Source organism: Sandarakinorhabdus rubra (assembly GCF_010994245.1).
GTDB classification, from domain to species: Bacteria; Pseudomonadota; Alphaproteobacteria; order Sphingomonadales; family Sphingomonadaceae; genus Sandarakinorhabdus; species Sandarakinorhabdus rubra.
This window is the reverse complement of record NZ_WMHO01000028.1, coordinates 1-16,815: the sequence shown is the minus strand read 5'-3', so window position 1 is coordinate 16,815 and position 16,815 is coordinate 1. Positions and strand designations below refer to the sequence as shown.

14 protein-coding genes and 1 pseudogene are annotated in these 16,815 nt (G+C 66.4%); 8 read left to right on the top strand and 7 right to left on the bottom strand.

What is annotated here, in order from left to right:
• The 3 genes from GJV64_RS03285 to GJV64_RS03275 form a co-directional block, all read right to left on the bottom strand.
• The coding region (locus GJV64_RS03285) for a DUF6285 domain-containing protein (protein WP_235927576.1) at positions 1–221 on the bottom strand (221 nt) is incomplete at its 3' end.
• Entirely contained in the window at positions 221–1,204 is a 984-nt protein-coding gene (locus GJV64_RS03280; RefSeq protein WP_164155855.1) for a phosphotransferase family protein, read from the bottom strand. The genes GJV64_RS03285 and GJV64_RS03280, both read right to left, overlap by 1 nt.
• Complete coding sequence (locus GJV64_RS03275) at positions 1,204–1,686, bottom strand: GNAT family N-acetyltransferase (RefSeq protein WP_164155854.1); 483 nt, start codon at positions 1,684–1,686, stop codon at positions 1,204–1,206. Before GJV64_RS03275 ends, GJV64_RS03280 begins: the two co-directional genes overlap by 1 nt.
• A gap of 142 nt (positions 1,687–1,828) precedes the next feature.
• Between GJV64_RS03275 and GJV64_RS03270 the strand changes: the two genes are divergently transcribed.
• The 8 genes from GJV64_RS03270 to GJV64_RS03235 all read left to right on the top strand — a co-directional run bounded on the left by GJV64_RS03270 (position 1,829) and on the right by GJV64_RS03235 (position 12,484).
• The gene (locus GJV64_RS03270) at positions 1,829–2,530 is read left to right on the top strand and encodes an SDR family NAD(P)-dependent oxidoreductase (RefSeq protein ID WP_164155853.1); all 702 of its coding nucleotides are present in this window, start codon (positions 1,829–1,831) and stop codon (positions 2,528–2,530) included.
• 15 nt (positions 2,531–2,545) lie between these two features.
• Entirely contained in the window at positions 2,546–3,835 is a 1,290-nt protein-coding gene (locus tag GJV64_RS03265; protein WP_164155852.1) for an adenylosuccinate synthase, read from the top strand.
• Between the two features lie 78 nt (positions 3,836–3,913).
• Entirely contained in the window at positions 3,914–4,702 is a 789-nt protein-coding gene (locus GJV64_RS15460; RefSeq protein ID WP_205599512.1) for a thermonuclease family protein, read from the top strand.
• 98 nt (positions 4,703–4,800) lie between these two features.
• Positions 4,801–6,138: a glutathione-disulfide reductase gene (gene gor / locus GJV64_RS03255; protein ID WP_164155851.1), complete on the top strand. Its 1,338-nt coding sequence runs from the start codon at positions 4,801–4,803 to the stop codon at positions 6,136–6,138.
• A gap of 228 nt (positions 6,139–6,366) precedes the next feature.
• Positions 6,367–7,767: a class II 3-deoxy-7-phosphoheptulonate synthase gene (locus tag GJV64_RS03250; protein WP_164155850.1), complete on the top strand. Its 1,401-nt coding sequence runs from the start codon at positions 6,367–6,369 to the stop codon at positions 7,765–7,767.
• A 463-nt stretch (positions 7,768–8,230) separates the two neighbouring features.
• Positions 8,231–10,759, top strand: a complete 2,529-nt coding sequence (locus tag GJV64_RS03245) for a S8 family serine peptidase (RefSeq protein WP_164155849.1) — start codon at positions 8,231–8,233, stop codon at positions 10,757–10,759.
• Between the two features lie 157 nt (positions 10,760–10,916).
• Positions 10,917–11,690 carry an SDR family NAD(P)-dependent oxidoreductase gene (locus GJV64_RS03240; protein ID WP_164155848.1) on the top strand — a complete coding sequence of 258 codons (774 nt, stop codon included), beginning with the start codon at positions 10,917–10,919 and terminating at the stop codon, positions 11,688–11,690.
• Between the two features lie 5 nt (positions 11,691–11,695).
• A complete protein-coding gene (locus GJV64_RS03235; protein WP_164155847.1) occupies positions 11,696–12,484 on the top strand; it encodes an enoyl-CoA hydratase/isomerase family protein in 789 nt (262 codons plus the stop codon).
• Here GJV64_RS03235 and GJV64_RS03230 read toward each other — a convergent pair.
• The 4 genes and pseudogenes from GJV64_RS03230 to GJV64_RS03215 all read right to left on the bottom strand — a co-directional run.
• Positions 12,481–12,861, bottom strand: coding sequence for a hypothetical protein (locus GJV64_RS03230; RefSeq protein WP_164155846.1), 381 nt, complete (start codon positions 12,859–12,861; stop codon positions 12,481–12,483). The genes GJV64_RS03235 and GJV64_RS03230 overlap by 4 nt on opposite strands.
• Before the next feature lie 71 nt (positions 12,862–12,932).
• Complete coding sequence (locus tag GJV64_RS03225; protein ID WP_164155845.1) at positions 12,933–13,340, bottom strand: nuclear transport factor 2 family protein; 408 nt, start codon at positions 13,338–13,340, stop codon at positions 12,933–12,935.
• A 72-nt stretch (positions 13,341–13,412) separates the two neighbouring features.
• Positions 13,413–16,529, bottom strand: a complete 3,117-nt coding sequence (locus tag GJV64_RS03220) for an efflux RND transporter permease subunit (RefSeq protein ID WP_164155844.1) — start codon at positions 16,527–16,529, stop codon at positions 13,413–13,415.
• Positions 16,529–16,815 (bottom strand): annotated as a pseudogene (locus GJV64_RS03215) (hypothetical protein); the annotation flags it as partial. The gene GJV64_RS03220 and the pseudogene GJV64_RS03215, both read right to left, overlap by 1 nt.

Genomic DNA, 16,815 nt, shown 5'->3' with positions numbered 1-16,815 from the left:
CCGCGCAGTGCATCCAGCGGCCCGTCGTGGCCCAGCACGCCGGCCAGCAGGGCGCGCTCGCGCGCCTGCGGCTGTTGCGCCAGTTCCCGCGCCACGATGCCTAGCGCGTTGCCCGCCACCTTGGCGTGAAAGGCACGGCGACCGCTCAGCTCCGGCTCCAGTTCGGCCAGGAACAGCTGCACCGCCTCGATCAGGGCTGCCGCTTCGATCTGTTCGGCCATCACACCTCCCCGCGCGCAAAGAAATGCATCAGGTCCAGTTCCACCTCCGAGACCCGCCGCCCGATCGCTGCGCGCTCGACAGAGCGCAGCCGGCCCGAGACATGGTCATCCCCCAGCTGCAGGCAGGCGATGCCCCATTTCAGCGTGCCCCACACTTCCCACAGAAGTGCTTCCGCCCGGTCCACGGGGCCGCCGCCGGCCGCCTCATAGGCCTGATAGAGCGCCTCGCGCTGGCCGAAGCCACCCACCGGCTTGTCCCACAGCCCAAAGCGCCAGGCGTTGCAGCACAGCCAGCCCAGGTCCTCGTGGGGTTCGCCGAGGTGCGCCAGCTCCCAGTCCAGCACCGCTTCCAGGCCGGTTTCGGAAATCAGGAAATTGCCCGAACGAAAATCGCCATGGACAATGGCGCGCGCTGGACGGTCCACGACGCGCTCGCGCAGCCAGGCGAAGGCCAGATCGAACACCGGACTGTCGACACCGAAGCGGCGATAATTGGCGAACATCCGTGCCAGCGCTTCGCCGGTGCTGGCAGTGGGCAGCTTCAGATCGGCCACGGCGCTCAGCGGCTGGGCGTGGAGCCGGGCCAGCACGCCCGCCACCTGCGCGGTCAGGCCGGCACGCGCCGCTTCATACTGCGGCAGCTTCAGCCACTTCGGCGCCAGCGCCTCGCCGGGCAGGCGCGCCATCACATAGCCTTCGCCGAGGCCATCACCGGGTTCCAGCACGCGCACCACTTCGGCCACCGGCAGGCCGGCTGCGTGCATGCGTTGCTGGAGCAGCGCCTGGTCACGGCGCGGCAGGCCGCCTTCCGGCACGCTGCCGGTGGCCGCACATTGCAGGATGAGCGGCCAGGGGCTGCCATCGGGGCGCGAGGCATCCACGGCATAGGTGGCCGACGAGGCGCCGCCAGACAGCGCCTCGACCCGGCTCACCGGCGCCCCGATCAGCGCCGCGACCTGTTCAAGGGTTGGTGAGGCCGCCATCAGTCGCGCGCCAACCGTGCATAGGAGAGTTCATCGAACCAGGCATCGCCATCGCGCCAGCTTTCGACAAAGCGGCCTTCGAGGCGGAACCAGTTGCGCTCCAACACGCGCTGTGCCGGCCGGTTGCGGCTGTCGGTGACAGCGACCACCCGTCGCCGGCCGGATGCAAACAGCCGCGCCACCATGGCGCCGGTGGCCTCGCTGGCCAGGCCCTGGCCACGCAGCGCCGGATCAATGGCAAAACCCAGTTCGCAGGTGGCATTCCACGGCGGCGAGAAGCGCACGCCGAGATCCCCCACGTAGCGGCCGGCCCGCAGCAGCGCGAACTGCTGCCAGCCATCGCTGTCGGGTGCGGCGCGGGTCTGCATGGCGGTGATCAGGGCGATGCTCTCCTCAACCGGGCGGTCCAGTGGATCGAAGGGTGCGGCGGCGCGCACGCGGTGCCAGTCACGTGCTTCCTCGACCCGCAAGGGGCGGATCATTAACCGGTCGCTCGAAAACTCCCAATCCGCCATTGCCTAATGCCTCGCCCGCCCCGCCCGGACACACAAGCTGCCAGCATGGCGAGGCCGGCACAACAGCCGGGCCACTGGACAGCCGCCGGCCACGGGCTATGAGGCGCTCATGGCCAATATCCTCCTCACCGGGGCATCGCGCGGCATCGGCCTGGCTGCCCGCAACGCCCTGACCCTCGACAGCCACCTCGTCATTGGCCAGTCCACCAGCGGTGGCGACGGGCTGATCGCCGCCGATTTCGCCTCGCCCGGCGCGGCCGACGCGCTCTGGGAGCAGGCGCTGGCCACGTCTGGTGGTCGGATCGACGTGGTGATCAACAATGCCGGCGTGTTCGAAGCCGCCGACATCGCCGATCCCGACGCCTTCTCCGGTGCCTGGTCGCGCAGCCTTGCCATCAACCTGCAGGCAGCCGCCGATCTTTGCCGGCTGGCGGTGCTGCACTTCCAGCAGCACGGAGGCGGGCGCATCATCAACGTCGCCAGCCGTGCCGGGCATCGCGGCGACTCGCCAAAGCACTGGCATTATGCGGCGGCCAAAGGCGGCATGCTGGCGATGACCAAGACGATTGCGCGGGGCTATGCGGCGCAGAACATCCTGGCCTTTGCCGTCACGCCGGGCTTCACCATGACCGGCATGGCCGAAGACTATCTGGCCAGTCGCGGCGGCGACAAGCTGCTGGCCGACATCCCGCTCGGCCGTGTCGCGAGCGCCGAGGAAGTGGGCGAAGCCATCCGCTGGCTGGTCAGCGAGGCGCCGGCCTCGCTGACCGGGGCCACCATCGACATCAACGGCGCCTCCTATGTGCGCTGATCCAAGGAACAGGTGATGCCGAACGTCACGGTTGTGGGCGCCCAGTGGGGCGACGAGGGCAAGGGCAAGATCGTCGACTGGCTGTCGGCCAGGGCCGACGTGGTGGTGCGCTTCCAGGGCGGCCACAATGCCGGCCACACGCTGGTGGTGGGCAACCAGGTCTATAAATTGTCGCTGCTGCCCTCCGGCATCGTGCGCGGCACTATGAGCGTGATCGGCAACGGCGTGGTGTTCGATCCCTGGCACTTCCGCGACGAGGTGGCGCGCATCGCCGGCATGGGCGTTTCGATCACGCCCGACAATCTCGCCGTGTCGGAAGCCGCACCGCTGATCCTGCCGCTGCACCGCGACCTTGATGCCCTGCGCGAGGATGCGATGGGCGCCGGCAAGATCGGCACCACGCGTCGCGGCATCGGCCCCGCCTATGAGGACAAGGTGGGCCGCCGCGCCTTGCGAGTGATCGATCTGGCGCATCTCGACCACATTGGCCCGCAGCTGGAACGGCTGCTTGCTCACCACAATGCCTTGCGCGCCGGCTTCGGCGTGCCGCCTGTGGATGCCGATGAGCTGAAAGCCCAACTGGCCGATGTGGCGCCCAGCGTGCTGCCGTTCATCCAGCCCGTGTGGAAGCGGCTGCGCGAAGCGCGCTGGCGCCGTGACCGTATCCTGTTCGAAGGCGCGCAGGGCGTGCTGCTCGATGTCGATCATGGCACATGGCCGTTCGTCACCTCGTCGAACGTGGTGGCCGGGCAGGCGGCGGCGGGCAGCGGCATGGGCCCGGATGCCACCGGCTATGTGCTGGGCATCGTCAAGGCCTACACGACGCGCGTCGGCTCCGGCCCCTTCCCCACCGAGCAGGACAACGAGATCGGCACGGCGCTGGGCACCCGCGGCCACGAGTTCGGCACGGTGACGGGCCGCAAGCGGCGCTGCGGCTGGTTCGATGCCGTGCTGGTGCGCCAGGCCATTGCCGTGGGCGGCATCACCGGCATGGCGCTCACCAAGCTGGACGTGCTCGACGGGCTGGAAACGGTGATGATCTGCACCGGCTATCGCCTCGATGGCCGTGAGCTGGATCACCTTCCCGCCCACCCGGCCGAGCAGGCGCGGGTCGAGCCGATCTATGAAGCCTTCGAAGGCTGGAGCGAATCGACCGCCGGTGCCCGCAGCTGGGCGCAGTTGCCGGCCCAGGCGATCAAATATATCCGGCGTATCGAGGAATTGACCGAGTGCCCAGTGGCGCTGGTAAGCACCAGTCCCGAGCGTGAAGACACCATCTTGGTGAAGGATCCATTCCGGGATTAGCAATTTGCATTTGGGCAACTGCGGGGGTGGACAAGCGGACAGCTTGTGCCGGTGCCGAAATCCGGCATTCTCCCGTTCATGTCCTCCACGTTGCTTGCTCTTGCCGGCGCCCTGAGCTTCCTGTGCGCCAACCCGTCCCACCACGACGGGGACAATGTGCGCTGCTCCAACATGGATCGGCCGATCCGGCTGCAGGGCATCGATGCGCCGGAAATGCCGGGCGCCTGCCGGCCGGGGCGTGAGTGCACGCCGGGCGATCCCTTTGCCGCGCGCGACGAGTTGCGCAGCCTGACCCGCAATCGCGACGTGCGGTGCTCGCCGGAAGACACGGACGATTATGGCCGCATCATCGCCCGTTGCTCGGCCGATGGGGTGGACTTGAGTTGCGCGATGATCGCCTCTGGCCATGCCGTCCCGCGCTATGCCGCGATCGATTGCGGCGACGCACCGGAAGGGCCAGCGGCCGCAGCCGGTCCGCCCGACGTGCAGCCCGAACCGGCGCGACCGCCGGCCCCGGCCCCGGTGTTCGCGACATCTGCCGCGGACGCGGACGCGGGGCTGGACTGGGCCTTGCTGCTGCGCCGGCTGCTGGGTGGCTTCGTCTGGCTGCTGCTCGTCAACGGCGCGCTGTGGCTTTACCTGGTGCGCTTCTGGCCGGCCGCCGAGGAGACCTGGGAGCGGCCGCGCCCGCTCGACACGCGGATCTTCCTCGCCCTGGCAGCGATCGGCGGCAGCCCGGTGGCGCTGGCCGGTTTCTGGCTGCGCGATCCGGGTGACCAGCAGGAACCGCTGGAGCAGCCGATGACCCTGATCGTCGGGCTCCACATCGGCCTGTTGCTTGGACTGCTGGTGCTTCTGGTCTGGTGAGTGCCAGCCCGTTGAACTGTTCTCTCGATTGGCGCGGTCATGGATTTTGATTGGCGCATTGCCGTCCCCTGCCCTATCCGCCGGACCGGAGACGAACGATGAGCCATGATTTCGATCTTTTCGTGATTGGTGCCGGCTCGGGCGGGGTGCGCGCCAGCCGTATTGCCGCCGGCCACGGTGCGCGCGTGGCGGTGGCCGAGGAATATCGCGTGGGGGGCACCTGCGTGATCCGCGGCTGCGTGCCCAAGAAGCTGCTCGTCTATGGTGCCCATTTTGCAGAGGACCTCGATGACGCCCGCCGATTTGGCTGGCAGATCGAAGGCAAACGTTTTGACTGGGCGACGCTGCGCGACAATGTGGCGGCCGAGGTTGACCGGCTGAATGGCCTCTATCAGAACACGCTCGACAACAACCGGGTGACGACGCTCATCGGCCATGCCCGGATTGTCGACCCCCACACGGTCGAGGTCGCCGGCACGCGGTACAGCGCGGGCACCATCCTGATCGCCACCGGCGCCCGCCCCTTCCAGCCCGATGTGCCGGGTGCCGAACATGGCATCACCTCCAACGAGGTGTTTCACCTACCCGAGCTCCCGAAGCGCATCGTGATCGCTGGTGCCGGTTACATCGCCACCGAGTTTGCCGGCGTGTTCCACGAGCTGGGCAGCGATGTCACCATCATCAACCGCAGCGACACCATCCTGCGCGGCTGGGAACCGGCGCTGGCCGATCGGCTGCTGCAAATCAGCATGGCCAAGGGCATCAATTTCAAGCTGAACTGCCGGCTGGAACAGGTTGAGAAGCTTGAGACCGGGCTGAAGCTGCACTTTGCCGACGGCAAAAGCATCGAGACCGACGTGCTGCTGTGGGCGCTGGGCCGGGTGCCGAACCTGGAGGGCCTGGGGCTTGAGGACGTAGGCGTCGCGCTGAACGACAAGGGTGCGATCGCGGTGGACGCCAGCAATCGCACCAATGTGCCCAGCATCTTTGCCGTGGGCGACGTCACCGACCGGGTGCAGCTGACGCCCGTGGCCATTCGCGAAGGGCATGCCTTTGCCGACAGCCAGTTCGGCGGCAAGCCCACGCAGGTGGATTATCGCGCCATCCCCTCGGCGGTGTTTTCCAACCCGCCGCTGGGCAGTGTCGGCATGACCGAGGCCGAGGCCCGCAACGCCTTTGGCCAGGTGCGGGTGTACACATCGGATTTCCGGCCGATGAAGAACGTGCTGGCTGGCCGCAACGAGCGCGCGCTCTACAAGCTGATTGTCGATGCCGCCACCGACCGTGTGGTGGGCGCCCACATGATCGGACCAGATGCGCCGGAGATCCTGCAGGCCGTTGCCATCGCGGTGAAGGCGGGGCTGACCAAGGCGCAGTTCGACGACACGATGGCGCTGCACCCGACGATGAGCGAGGAGCTCGTGCTGATGCGCTGAAGCCGGGCGACAGGATAGCGCGACGCGTTATCCTGCGACTCCGGCAAGGCCGGCCGGGCTGGCGCCTGGCCCTCAGGCCAGGCGATCAGCTTCGACGGCGTGGCTTTGCCACGCCCCGCCCTTCTTCGTGATCCTGCCACATGCCCGTTCGACGTCACGGTCTTGTCTCACGCCCCTCCCTCCCCAAATCTTGCACCCACCCCCAAAATACCGCAAAGCACCCCCGCCATGACCAAGACCTGGACCCCTGACAGCTGGCGCGCCTGCGAAGCACGGCAGTTGCCGCAATATCCCGACGCAGCCGCGCTGGCGGCGGTGGAGCGCGAACTGCGCTCCTATCCGCCCCTGGTGTTTGCCGGCGAGGCGCGGGACCTGACAGAGCGGCTGGGCGCGGTGGCGGCCGGCGATGCCTTCCTGATGCAGGGCGGCGACTGCGCCGAAAGCTTTGCCGAATTTCATCCCGACAATATCCGCGACACCTTCCGGGTGCTGCTGCAGATGGCGGTGGTGATGACCTTTGCCAGCAAGATGCCGGTGGTGAAGGTGGGCCGCATGGCTGGCCAGTTCGCCAAGCCGCGCTCCGGCGACTTCGAGGAACAGGGCGGCGTGTCGCTGCCGAGTTATCGCGGCGACAATGTCAACGACATCGCCTTCACCGCCGAAGCGCGCACGCCCGATCCGCAGCGCATGATCCGTGGCTATTTGCAGTCGGCGGCCACGTTGAACCTGCTGCGCGCCTTTGCCAGCGGCGGCTATGCCAATCTGCACCAGGTGCACCGCTGGAACCTGGATTTCGCGGCGCGCTCGCCCTGGGCGCAGCAATATGCCCAGCTGGCTGACCGGATCGGCGAGGCGCTGGACTTCATGGCCGCCATCGGCCTGTCGCCCGACACCGTGCCACAGCTGAAGGGCACCAGCTTCTTCACCAGCCACGAGGCGCTGCTGCTGGGTTATGAAGAGGCGATGACCCGGCAGGACAGCCTGACCGGCGACTGGTACGACACGTCGGCACACATGCTGTGGATCGGCGACCGCACGCGCTTTGACGGTTCGGCGCATGTCGAGTTCCTGCGCGGGGTGGGCAATCCGCTCGGCCTGAAGTGCGGGCCGTCACTGGAGGCCGATGACCTCATCCGCCTGATCGACACGTTGAACCCCGGCAACGTGCCGGGCCGGCTGACGCTGATCACCCGCTTTGGCCATGACAAGGTGGAGCAGCAGCTGCCGCGCCTGATCCGCGCCGTGAAGCGCGAAGGGCGCCACGTTGTGTGGAGCTGCGATCCCATGCACGGCAACACCATCAAGGCGGCCGGCGGTCTGAAGACGCGGCCGTTCGATCGCATCCTGGCCGAAGTCACCAGCTTCTTTGCGGTGCACCGCGCCGAGGGCACCCATGCCGGCGGCATCCACCTGGAGATGACCGGGCAGGACGTGACCGAGTGCACCGGCGGTGCCGTGGCGATTTCGGATGAGGGCCTGGCGCGCCGTTACCAGACCCAGTGCGACCCGCGCCTGAATGCCAGCCAGAGCCTGGAGCTGGCCTTCCTGATCGCCGAAGCACTGAAGGCTGAGCGCGATGCGCTCGCCGCTGCGGCAACGGCCGACAGCCCCGCCCGCAGCGCGGCCTGAGCCGCGGTTCCATCGCCGGCAGGCCATGACAGCGGCGGCCGCGCAGGTCGCCGCTGAATCCACTCAACATGTCGTGTGTCACGCGGCGGCGCTTGCGAATGATTCGCCCGCCGGGCCAAAGCCTGTGCGTTAGTAAAGGTTGATTCGCGGCTGGCCGGCGGCGGCGGTGCATCCGAAAGGGTGCGCAAGCCTTCTGATTCCAAACGGCTTTTCAGATTAAATCCAAGAAAATTGGTGCCGTTTACAGAATCAACACCGAATCGGACTACTTCCAATCCCACGCCTCGTGTCCGGAGCGTCAGACACCATATGTTAATGGTTGCCTTACGTAAAGGATTTAGTTCGCGAGGTAAAGCGTTCGTTTCCAGTTGCGTTGCGTACACTATTAGTAACCGTGTCTTGCCAGATGATTACTGGTTAACGCCAGTAAACATCTGGAGCGTTCCTCCTAGGGTCAGAGCCGATGTCAATTGAACGGGATGAATACCGGCCTTTCGCACAGCGCGGCGGCTGGGAGTTGCTTGGTGGTGACACTTGGCTCCCCCTCGGTGTTCCCGAGGGCGGCGCTACTGCGCCCAAGCCGGCGCCCAGTCAGCAGCCCCAGAAGGTCGAGATCCTCGTTCAGTTCCAGCCTGGCGTTGCTGCAGAGGCACAGAAGGCAGCGCTGCTTGCGGCTGGCGGCGGCAACGCCAGCCTGGTGGCCGGCGGCGAGCGCGGTGACCTGCTGCTGGTGGAAGTGCCGCAGGGCAAGGCCGCCAGCGCGGTGATGGAAGCGCTGGCCCGCAATCCCAATGTCAGCTTTGCCGAACCCAACGGCGCCATCAATTCGCAGGGCAGCAACGACCCCAACTACACCGGCAACAAGATGTGGGGCCTGTATGGCGATGCCACCACACCGGCCAACCAGTTCGGCAGCCAGGCTGGGGAAGCCTGGGCCGCCGGACACACCGGCTCGATGAAGACGGTGATCGGCGTGATCGATTCCGGCATCGATTACACCCACCCTGATCTCTATCTGAACATCTGGCTGAACCCTGGCGAAATCCCCACCAATCTGGGTGTGGTCGATACCGATGGCGACAGCCTGATCACCTTCCGCGATCTCAATCACAGCAGCAATGCGTCGAAGGTCAGCGATCTCAACGCCAACGGCTATATCGACGGCGGCGACCTCTTGGCCGACAAGCGTTGGGAAAATGGCGTCGACAACGACGGCAATGGCCGGATCGACGATCTGGTCGGCTGGGATTTCTTCAACAACGACAATGACCCCATGGACGGCAGCGGCCATGGCACGCACGTTGCGGGCACCATTGGTGCGATGGGCAACAATGGCGTTGGCGTTGCCGGCGTGAACTGGAACGTGCAGCTGATGGCGCTGAAGTTCCTGCCGGATTCGGGTTCGGGCACCACTGCGGGAGCGGTGTCGGCGATCAACTATTACACGGCAGCGGCGGCCAAATACGATGGCGGCCCGGCCAACTATGTTGCCACCAACAACAGCTGGGGCGGCACCAGCAACAGCAGCTCCGTGCTCAATGCCATCGTGGATGGCGCCAAGCGGGACGTGCTGTTCATCGCCGCCGCCGGCAATGGCGGCAGCGACAAGGTGGGTGACGACAATGATGTCTCCCCCTATTTCCCCACCAATTATTCCACCACCTCGGCGGTGGGCTGGGATGCCGTGATTTCGGTCACCGCCATCGGCAGCACCGGCGCCAGGGCTGGGTTCGCCAACTATGGTGACAAGAATGTCGACCTGGGTGCGCCTGGCGTCAGCATCCTCTCCACGCTGCCGGGCGGCAAATATGGCAACTACAACGGCACCTCGATGGCGACGCCGCATGTCACCGGTGCCATCGGCCTGCTGTCTTCTGCCAATGAAGCCCTGACCGGGGCGCAGATCCGCAACCTGCTGCTGTCCACCACCACCGCCACCAGTTCGCTGCAGGGCATCACGGTGACCGGCGGCCGCCTGAACGTCGCTGATCTGCTGGCAGCCGGCGCGGGCACGGCTGCTCCGGCGCCTTCACCCACGCCTTCGCCCACCCCGACGCCCACGCCAACTCCCACCACGACGGCTGAGCCGGGCGTGATCTATGGCACCAGTGGCAGTGACAAGATCATCGGCACCACGGGCAACGATGTCATCATGGGTGTGTCTGCCACCGCTACCGGAAGCGACCTCTCGGTTGGCCAGATCGACGAGCTCACCGGCAACGGCGGCAACGACGTGTTCGTGCTCGGCGATTCCCGTGGTCCCTTCTATGATCGCGATCTGGTTGGCAGCCGCGGTCTCGGTGAATATGCCATCGTCCGCGACTTCTCCGAAGGCGATCGCATCCAGCTGGCCGCCGGCCAGACCTATTTCCTGCGCCCGGGTTCCACATCGTTGGCCAGTGGCACCACCATCTTCATGGACCAGAATGGCAACGGCGCCTATGACACGGGCGACGAATTGCTGGCCATCGTCGAAGGCAAGACGCTGACCTTTGCCGACATCGTGTTCTATGGTGGCGCCGATACGCCGCCCCCGCCAGAGCCGGCGCCGCCGCCCCCCAGCGGAGGCACTATCTATGGCACCAAGGCCAGCGACATCATCACTGGTACCACTGGCAACGATGTCATCATGGGCGTGGCCGCAACCGCCACCGGATCGGATCTCTGGAACAGCCAGATCGACCAGCTCATCGGCAATGGCGGCAACGACCTGTTCGTGCTGGGCGATGCCCGCGGCCCCTTCTATGACCGCGATCTGGTCGGCAGCCGCGGCCTTGGTGAGTATGCCATCGTCCGCGACTTCTCCGAAGGTGACCGCATCCAGCTCGCTGCCGGCCAGACCTATTTCCTGCGGCCTGGTTCCACTTCGCTGGCCAGTGGCACCACCATCTGGATGGACCAGAACGGCAATGGCGCCTTTGACACGGCTGACGAGCTGCTCGCCATCGTCGAAGGCAAGACGCTGACTTTCGCGGATATCGTATTCGGCTGACCGGTTTTTGGGGCGCTGGACGAACAGGGATGCGCACCCTGTGAAAAGGCCGGACGGGCATCCCCCGTCCGGCCTTTTTCATCCTGGCGCTTGTGGCAAGTGACGTCAGCCCGCAAGGCGCGCCTATCCTTATGGCTATCCCTTGCGAAAGGCTGCTATGTCCTATCCCCTGCCCAACGCCGGCCATAATCTTTCTGGCCAGCTTGCTGTTGTCACCGGCGCCTCCTCGGGCCTCGGCGCACGTTTTGCCCGCGTACTGGCGGCAGCCGGCGCCAGCGTGGCCCTGTGCGCCCGCCGCGCCGACCGCCTGGACGCGCTGGTGGCCGAGATCACGGCGGCTGGAGGCTCCGCGCAGGCCTTTGCCATCGACGTGGCCGACCAGGCGCAATGCCTGGCACTTGTCGAGCGGGTCGAGGCCGCGATGGGACCGGTCTCCATCCTGATCAACAATGCCGGCATTCCCGACGCCGCACGCGCCCACAAGCTCAGCCCCGAGCTCTACAATCAGGTGATGGCGGTGAACGTGAATGCGCCGTGGCTGCTCTCCACCAGCCTGGCTGCCCGCCGCATTGGCGATGGCAAGCCCTTGCGGATCGTTAACATCGCCTCGATGGCGGCCTTCGAATATCAGGGCCATGGCGCGGCTCTCTACAGCATGACCAAGGCCGCCGTGGTGCGCATGACCGAGGTGCTGGCGGTTGAGTGGGCGAAATTCCCGATCAATGTGAATGCCATCGCGCCCGGTGCCTTTGCCAGCGAGATGATGGACGGCATGCTGTCGCGCATGGGTGACATCACGCAGAGCTTCCGGCGCAAGCGGCTGGGCGACCCGGCCATGATGGATTCCACCCTGCTCTATCTTGTCGCCCCGGCCAGCGAGGCGGTCACCGGCACGGTGATCAAGATCGACGACGGCCAGTCCAACAGGTGAAGCCCATGACCTATAAGACCATCAGCATCGAACAACGCGGTGCCGCGGACTGGCTGACGCTGAACCGTCCCGACGCACTGAACAGCATCAACAACCAGATGGTAGCCGACCTGTCGGACTATTTCGGCCGCCTGTTCCACGCGCCGCGCACCCGCATCGTGGTGATGCGCGGTGCCGGCCGGGCGTTCTGCGCCGGACTCGACATCAAGGCGCAGGGCGGCACCTCCGATGCGCCCTTTGCCGGTGGCTTCGGCTTCCAGGGCTGGCTGGCCGATGTCTATGTCAAGATGCGGCGCTGCCCGCAGCCGATCATCAGCCTGGTGCATGGCGCGGCCTGCGGTGGCGGCTTTGCGTTCGCGCTGGCCAGTGACATCAGGATTGCGGCGGAATCGGCGCGGATGAATGCTGCTTTCATCAAGCTCGGCCTGTCGAGCTGCGACATGGGCACATCCTATTTCCTGCCGCGCCTGGTGGGCGCCAGCCTGGCGGCCGAACTGATGATGACCGGACGCTTCATTCATGCCCCGCGCGCACTCGCCACTGGCCTTGTCAGCCAGGTGGTGCCCGATGCCGAACTGGAGGCCGCCGGCGAGGCGCTGGTGGCCGAGATGCTGGCCACCTCCCCTATCGGCCTCAGGATGACCAAGGAGGGGCTGGGCTTTGCCATCGATGCGCCAAGTCTGGAGGCCGCCATCGCGATGGAGAACCGCAATCAGCTGATGTGCGCGGCCAGCGACGACTTCAAGGAGGGCCTCGCCGCCTTCCTCGAAAAGCGCCCACCAAATTACGGTTAGGCGCCGATCCGGGCCATCAGGCCGACGGGATCGACCTTCTTCACCTGGTCCCAGCGCTTCAGCGCCGCCTCGCTGCAATAGCGGCTTTCGCCGAGATCGCCGCGATGCCCGCCCTGGCTGGCCGGCACGCCGCGCCGCACCTGCCCGGTGGCCAGCGCCACCACCACCCGCACCGGGCCGGCCGGTGTTTCGATGAGGCCGCAGACGCCGGGCTGGCCCTCGCCGTCAAGGCCAACGATCGGCGCCAGCAGGCTGACTCCTTGGTGCCCGGCAGACTTCAACAGGGTCTGTGCGCGCTGCGCCGCCAATTGTTCGGGTGGCAGTTCGGGCGCACAGGCAGCCAGCGCCAGCACGGCGATGCAAAGAGGAACACGCATGACCGCCCGCTAGCAGAGGCGCAGCGCGCTGCCCTCCTGACACGGCGTCGCGGATACGGGACGGCAGCTGTTCAGGCCGGCTGGCTGGCCATTTTCTGCAGCATCTCGCCCATCATCTGGTGCATCAGATTGATGGCCTTGAGAGGGCGCACCATAACCTTGAAGTGGGTGATCTTCCCATCCTCGTCCCAGGTGATCATGTCGATACCGTTCACCTTGATGCCGCGCACCACGTTGGTGAACTCCAGGATGGCGCTGCGATCGTTCAGCCATTCGCCAACATAGGTGAAGCCCTCCCCGCCCAGCACCTCGCCAGCGCTGGCAAGATATTTGAACACGATGGGACGACCGACCTGCGGCGTGTGGACCACCGGGCTCTCGAACACGCAATCCGGATGCAGCATGTCCCACAGCTGCTGGTGGCTGTGGGTTGCCAGATGCTGGTGCCAGCGGGCGAGATTCTCGGCGGTGGTCGGCATGGCGCGGCTCCTTTGCAGGAGAGTCTAACGCGGGATCGGGCGATTGCCGGCCTCTCGCAAGCGGGAGGGCTGTTACTCGGCGGCCTCAGGGCGAAGCGACTGACCGCCAGGCAGTTCGGCAACCTCGGCGGCGCCGCGGCGGATGCGCAGGCGGTTCATTACGCCCTCGATGCCCAGATAGACCACCGGGGTGATAAACAGCGTGAGCACCTGGCTCACCACCAGGCCGCCCAGCACCGCGATGCCCAGCGGCTGGCGCAACTCGGCGCCGGCGCCGATGCCCAGCGCCAGAGGTGCGGCGCCGGCCATGGCGGCAAAGGTGGTCATCATGATCGGGCGGAAGCGCTTGGCCGCAGCCTCGCGGATGGCATAGGCCGGAATCCAGCCATGCTCCCGCTGCCCGGCGAGCGCGAAATCGATCATCATGATGGCGTTCTTCTTGACGATGCCGATCAGCAGCACGACGCCAATGATGCCGATCACGTCCAGCGGCATGTTGAACAGCCACAGGAAAGCCACCGCGCCGATGCCGGCGGCCGGCAAGCCCGACAGGATGGTGATCGGGTGGACAAAGCTTTCATAAAGCACGCCCAGCACGATGTAGATGACGATGATCGCCGCCAGGAACAGCAGCGGCATCGACTTGGTGGAGCTTTCGAACTGCTGGGCATTGCCGCCCAGTGCGCCCGACACGGCAGCCGGCTGGCCAACATCGCGCGCCGCCTGTTCAATGAGCGGCTTGACCTCGCTGAGCGCAATACCCGGCGCCAGGTTGAAGCTGATGGTCACCGCCGGCAGCTGGCTCTGGTGCGCCACGGTCAGCGGTGCGCCCTCCACCCGGATGCGGCTGATGGCGGACAAAGGCACCAGCACGCCCGAAGCGCCGCGCACCGTCAGCTGGCCGATGGCGTCGGGGTTCTTCTGGTCGCGTTCGGCGATTTCCATGATCACCTGGTAATCATCGGCATCGCCATAGATGCGGCTGATCTGCTGGTTGCCGAAGGCGGCGAGCAGCACCCGACGGATGGCATCGACCGGCACGCCCAACCGGGCTGCGGCATCGCGGTCCACATCAAGATAGGCCTGGCGGGCGCCGCGCTGATAGTCGCTGTTCACGTCCACCAGGCCGGGAATGGTCCGCATCGCCTGTTCCAACTTCGGCGCGAAGGCGTACAACTCGTCCTTGTCCACCGCCGAGATGGTGTATTGATAGTTGGTGGACCCGGGCCGCCCGCCCAGGTTCAGGTTCTGCGGCACGTTGGGATAGATGGCAAAGCCGGGGATGCCCGCGGTCGCCTTGCGCAGCCGCGCCTGCACCACTTCGATGGGATCACGCTCGTTCTGCGGCTTCAGTGGCGCGAACATGCGGCCACGGCTGCTGTCCTCCCCGCCGACGATGGAGTTGACGCGCGCCACCGCCGGATCGGCCGCCACGATCTTGGCCACCGCGTCCTGCCGGGCCAGCATCTCCTCATAGCCGATATCGGCTGCGCCCTCGGTGCCGATGAAGATGGTGCCGGTATCTTCGGTCGGGAAGAAGCCCTTGGGCACTACGGCAAAGCCCCACATGGCGACCACGATGGAGGCCACGGTCAGCACGCCCACCAGCTTCCTGTGCTGCAACGTCCAGTCGAAGGCCTTCAGATAGCGCTGCGTGAGCCGGTTGAAGGCGCCGGTGGTGATCCGCGCCACCCGGCCCGGTTCCTGGTGCCCGGACTTCAGCAGCCGCGCCGCGATCATCGGGATAAGGGTGAGCGACAACACCGCAGAGACACCGATGGCGATGGTCATCGTCACCGCGAACTCGTTGAACAGCCGGCCGATGATGCCGCCCATGAACAGGAGCGGGATGAACACCGCCACCAGGCTGACCGATATGGAGAGCACGGTGAAGGCGATCTCGTTGGCCCCCGTGATGGCGGCGCTGCGCGGATCCTCGCCATCCTCGGTGTGGCGCACGATGTTTTCCAGCACCACGATGGCATCGTCGACCACGAAGCCGGTGGCCAGCGTGAGGGCCAGCAGCGACAGGTTGTCGAGATTGAAGCCAAAGGCCCACATGCCCGCAAACGTCCCGATCGCCGCCACCGGCAGCACCACCGCCGGGATGAAGGTGGCGCGCGCATCGCCGAGCACCAGGTAGATCACCAGCACGACGAGCAACGCGGTGCCGACCAGCGTCGCCTGCGCATCGAACACGCTTTCGCGCACCGATTCCGAGCGGTCGACGATCTCGCTGATCTCCACGGAGGGCGGCATGGCGGCGCGCACGTCGGGCATGACAGCGCGCACATTGTCCACCAGCTTCACGACATTGGCGCCCGGCTGCCGGGTGATGGCAACGGTCAGCGCCGGTTCCCCGTTGAACTTGGCGCCACCGCGCAGCCGTTCATAGCTGCTGATCACGTTCGCCACGTCCCCCACCCTCACCGGCAACCCGTTGCGGGTGGCGATGATGATGTTGGCGAACTCCTCCGGCTTCTCCATGTTGCCCGAGGCGTCGAGCGTGAAGTTGCGGGCGCCGCCGGTGATGCTGCCGACCGCGATGTTCGAGTTGGCGGCGCTGACGCCGTTGCGCAGATCATCGACGGTCAAGCCCCGCGCCGCCAGCGCGGCGGGGTCGAACTGGATCCGCAGGGCAAAGCGCCGATCACCAAAGGTCTGCACCTGGCCTGCCCCCGGCAACGTCGACAGGCGCGGGATCAGCAGCGTGTCGATCAACGTCTGCAGATCATTGAGCGCCCGCGTCTTGTCGCGCACCGACAGGATCAGCACCGGCTGATCGGCCGGGTTGATCTTGCGGAAGCTGGGCGGGCTGGGCATTTCCGGCGGCAAGCGGCGGGTGACGGCCGACAGCACCGACTGCACGTCGAGCGCGGCGGAATCGATGTCGCGATCGAGTGCGAACTGCACAGTGATCGACGTGTTGCCGGTGGTGCTGGTGGAAATCACCTGCTCGATGCCGGCCACGGTGGACAATTGCCGTTCGATGGGCGTCGCTACCGATGTTGCCATGGTGCCGGGGTTGGCACCGGGCAGCGAGGCCTGGATCTGGATGGTCGGCAGATCAACTTCCGGCAGCGCCGACACGGCAAGCTGGCGATAGCCGAGAATGCCGGCAAAGATCACCGCCAGGGTCAGCAGCACGGTCGCCACCGGCCGCTCGACAAAGATGCGCACGAAGCCCATCAGCCGGCTGTCCCGGCCCCGGAGGGGAGTTGCCGTTGCGCCTGCTGCTGGCCTGCCGCCGGCGCGGCCGGTGCATCGGCCATCTTCAGGCGCACCGCATCGCCTTCCTTCAGGCGGCCCAGCGCATCGGTGATCACCCGTTCACCCGGCTTCAGCCCGCTCGTCAGATAGACTTTGCCGCCCAGGCGCCCGGCCACCACGACATCGCGCATGGCAACCTTGGCGCCGCCGCCACCACCATTGCCGGGGCCGCCGCGCTTGCCCGCAGCCGGACCGCCGGGCGCAG

Coding starts and splice junctions, on each gene's coding strand:
- GJV64_RS03230 (WP_164155846.1), bottom strand. CDS start 12,861: ATGCGTGTTCCTCTTTGCATCGCCGTGCTGGCGCTGGCTGCCTGTGCG.
- GJV64_RS15460 (WP_205599512.1), top strand. CDS start 3,914: ATGTCCTCCACGTTGCTTGCTCTTGCCGGCGCCCTGAGCTTCCTGTGC.
- GJV64_RS03280 (WP_164155855.1), bottom strand. CDS start 1,204: ATGGCGGCCTCACCAACCCTTGAACAGGTCGCGGCGCTGATCGGGGCG.
- GJV64_RS03270 (WP_164155853.1), top strand. CDS start 1,829: ATGGCCAATATCCTCCTCACCGGGGCATCGCGCGGCATCGGCCTGGCT.
- gor (WP_164155851.1), top strand. CDS start 4,801: ATGAGCCATGATTTCGATCTTTTCGTGATTGGTGCCGGCTCGGGCGGG.
- GJV64_RS03275 (WP_164155854.1), bottom strand. CDS start 1,686: ATGATCCGCCCCTTGCGGGTCGAGGAAGCACGTGACTGGCACCGCGTG.
- GJV64_RS03240 (WP_164155848.1), top strand. CDS start 10,917: ATGTCCTATCCCCTGCCCAACGCCGGCCATAATCTTTCTGGCCAGCTT.
- GJV64_RS03220 (WP_164155844.1), bottom strand. CDS start 16,529: ATGGGCTTCGTGCGCATCTTTGTCGAGCGGCCGGTGGCGACCGTGCTG.
- GJV64_RS03225 (WP_164155845.1), bottom strand. CDS start 13,340: ATGCCGACCACCGCCGAGAATCTCGCCCGCTGGCACCAGCATCTGGCA.
- GJV64_RS03250 (WP_164155850.1), top strand. CDS start 6,367: ATGACCAAGACCTGGACCCCTGACAGCTGGCGCGCCTGCGAAGCACGG.
- GJV64_RS03235 (WP_164155847.1), top strand. CDS start 11,696: ATGACCTATAAGACCATCAGCATCGAACAACGCGGTGCCGCGGACTGG.
- GJV64_RS03265 (WP_164155852.1), top strand. CDS start 2,546: ATGCCGAACGTCACGGTTGTGGGCGCCCAGTGGGGCGACGAGGGCAAG.
- GJV64_RS03245 (WP_164155849.1), top strand. CDS start 8,231: ATGTCAATTGAACGGGATGAATACCGGCCTTTCGCACAGCGCGGCGGC.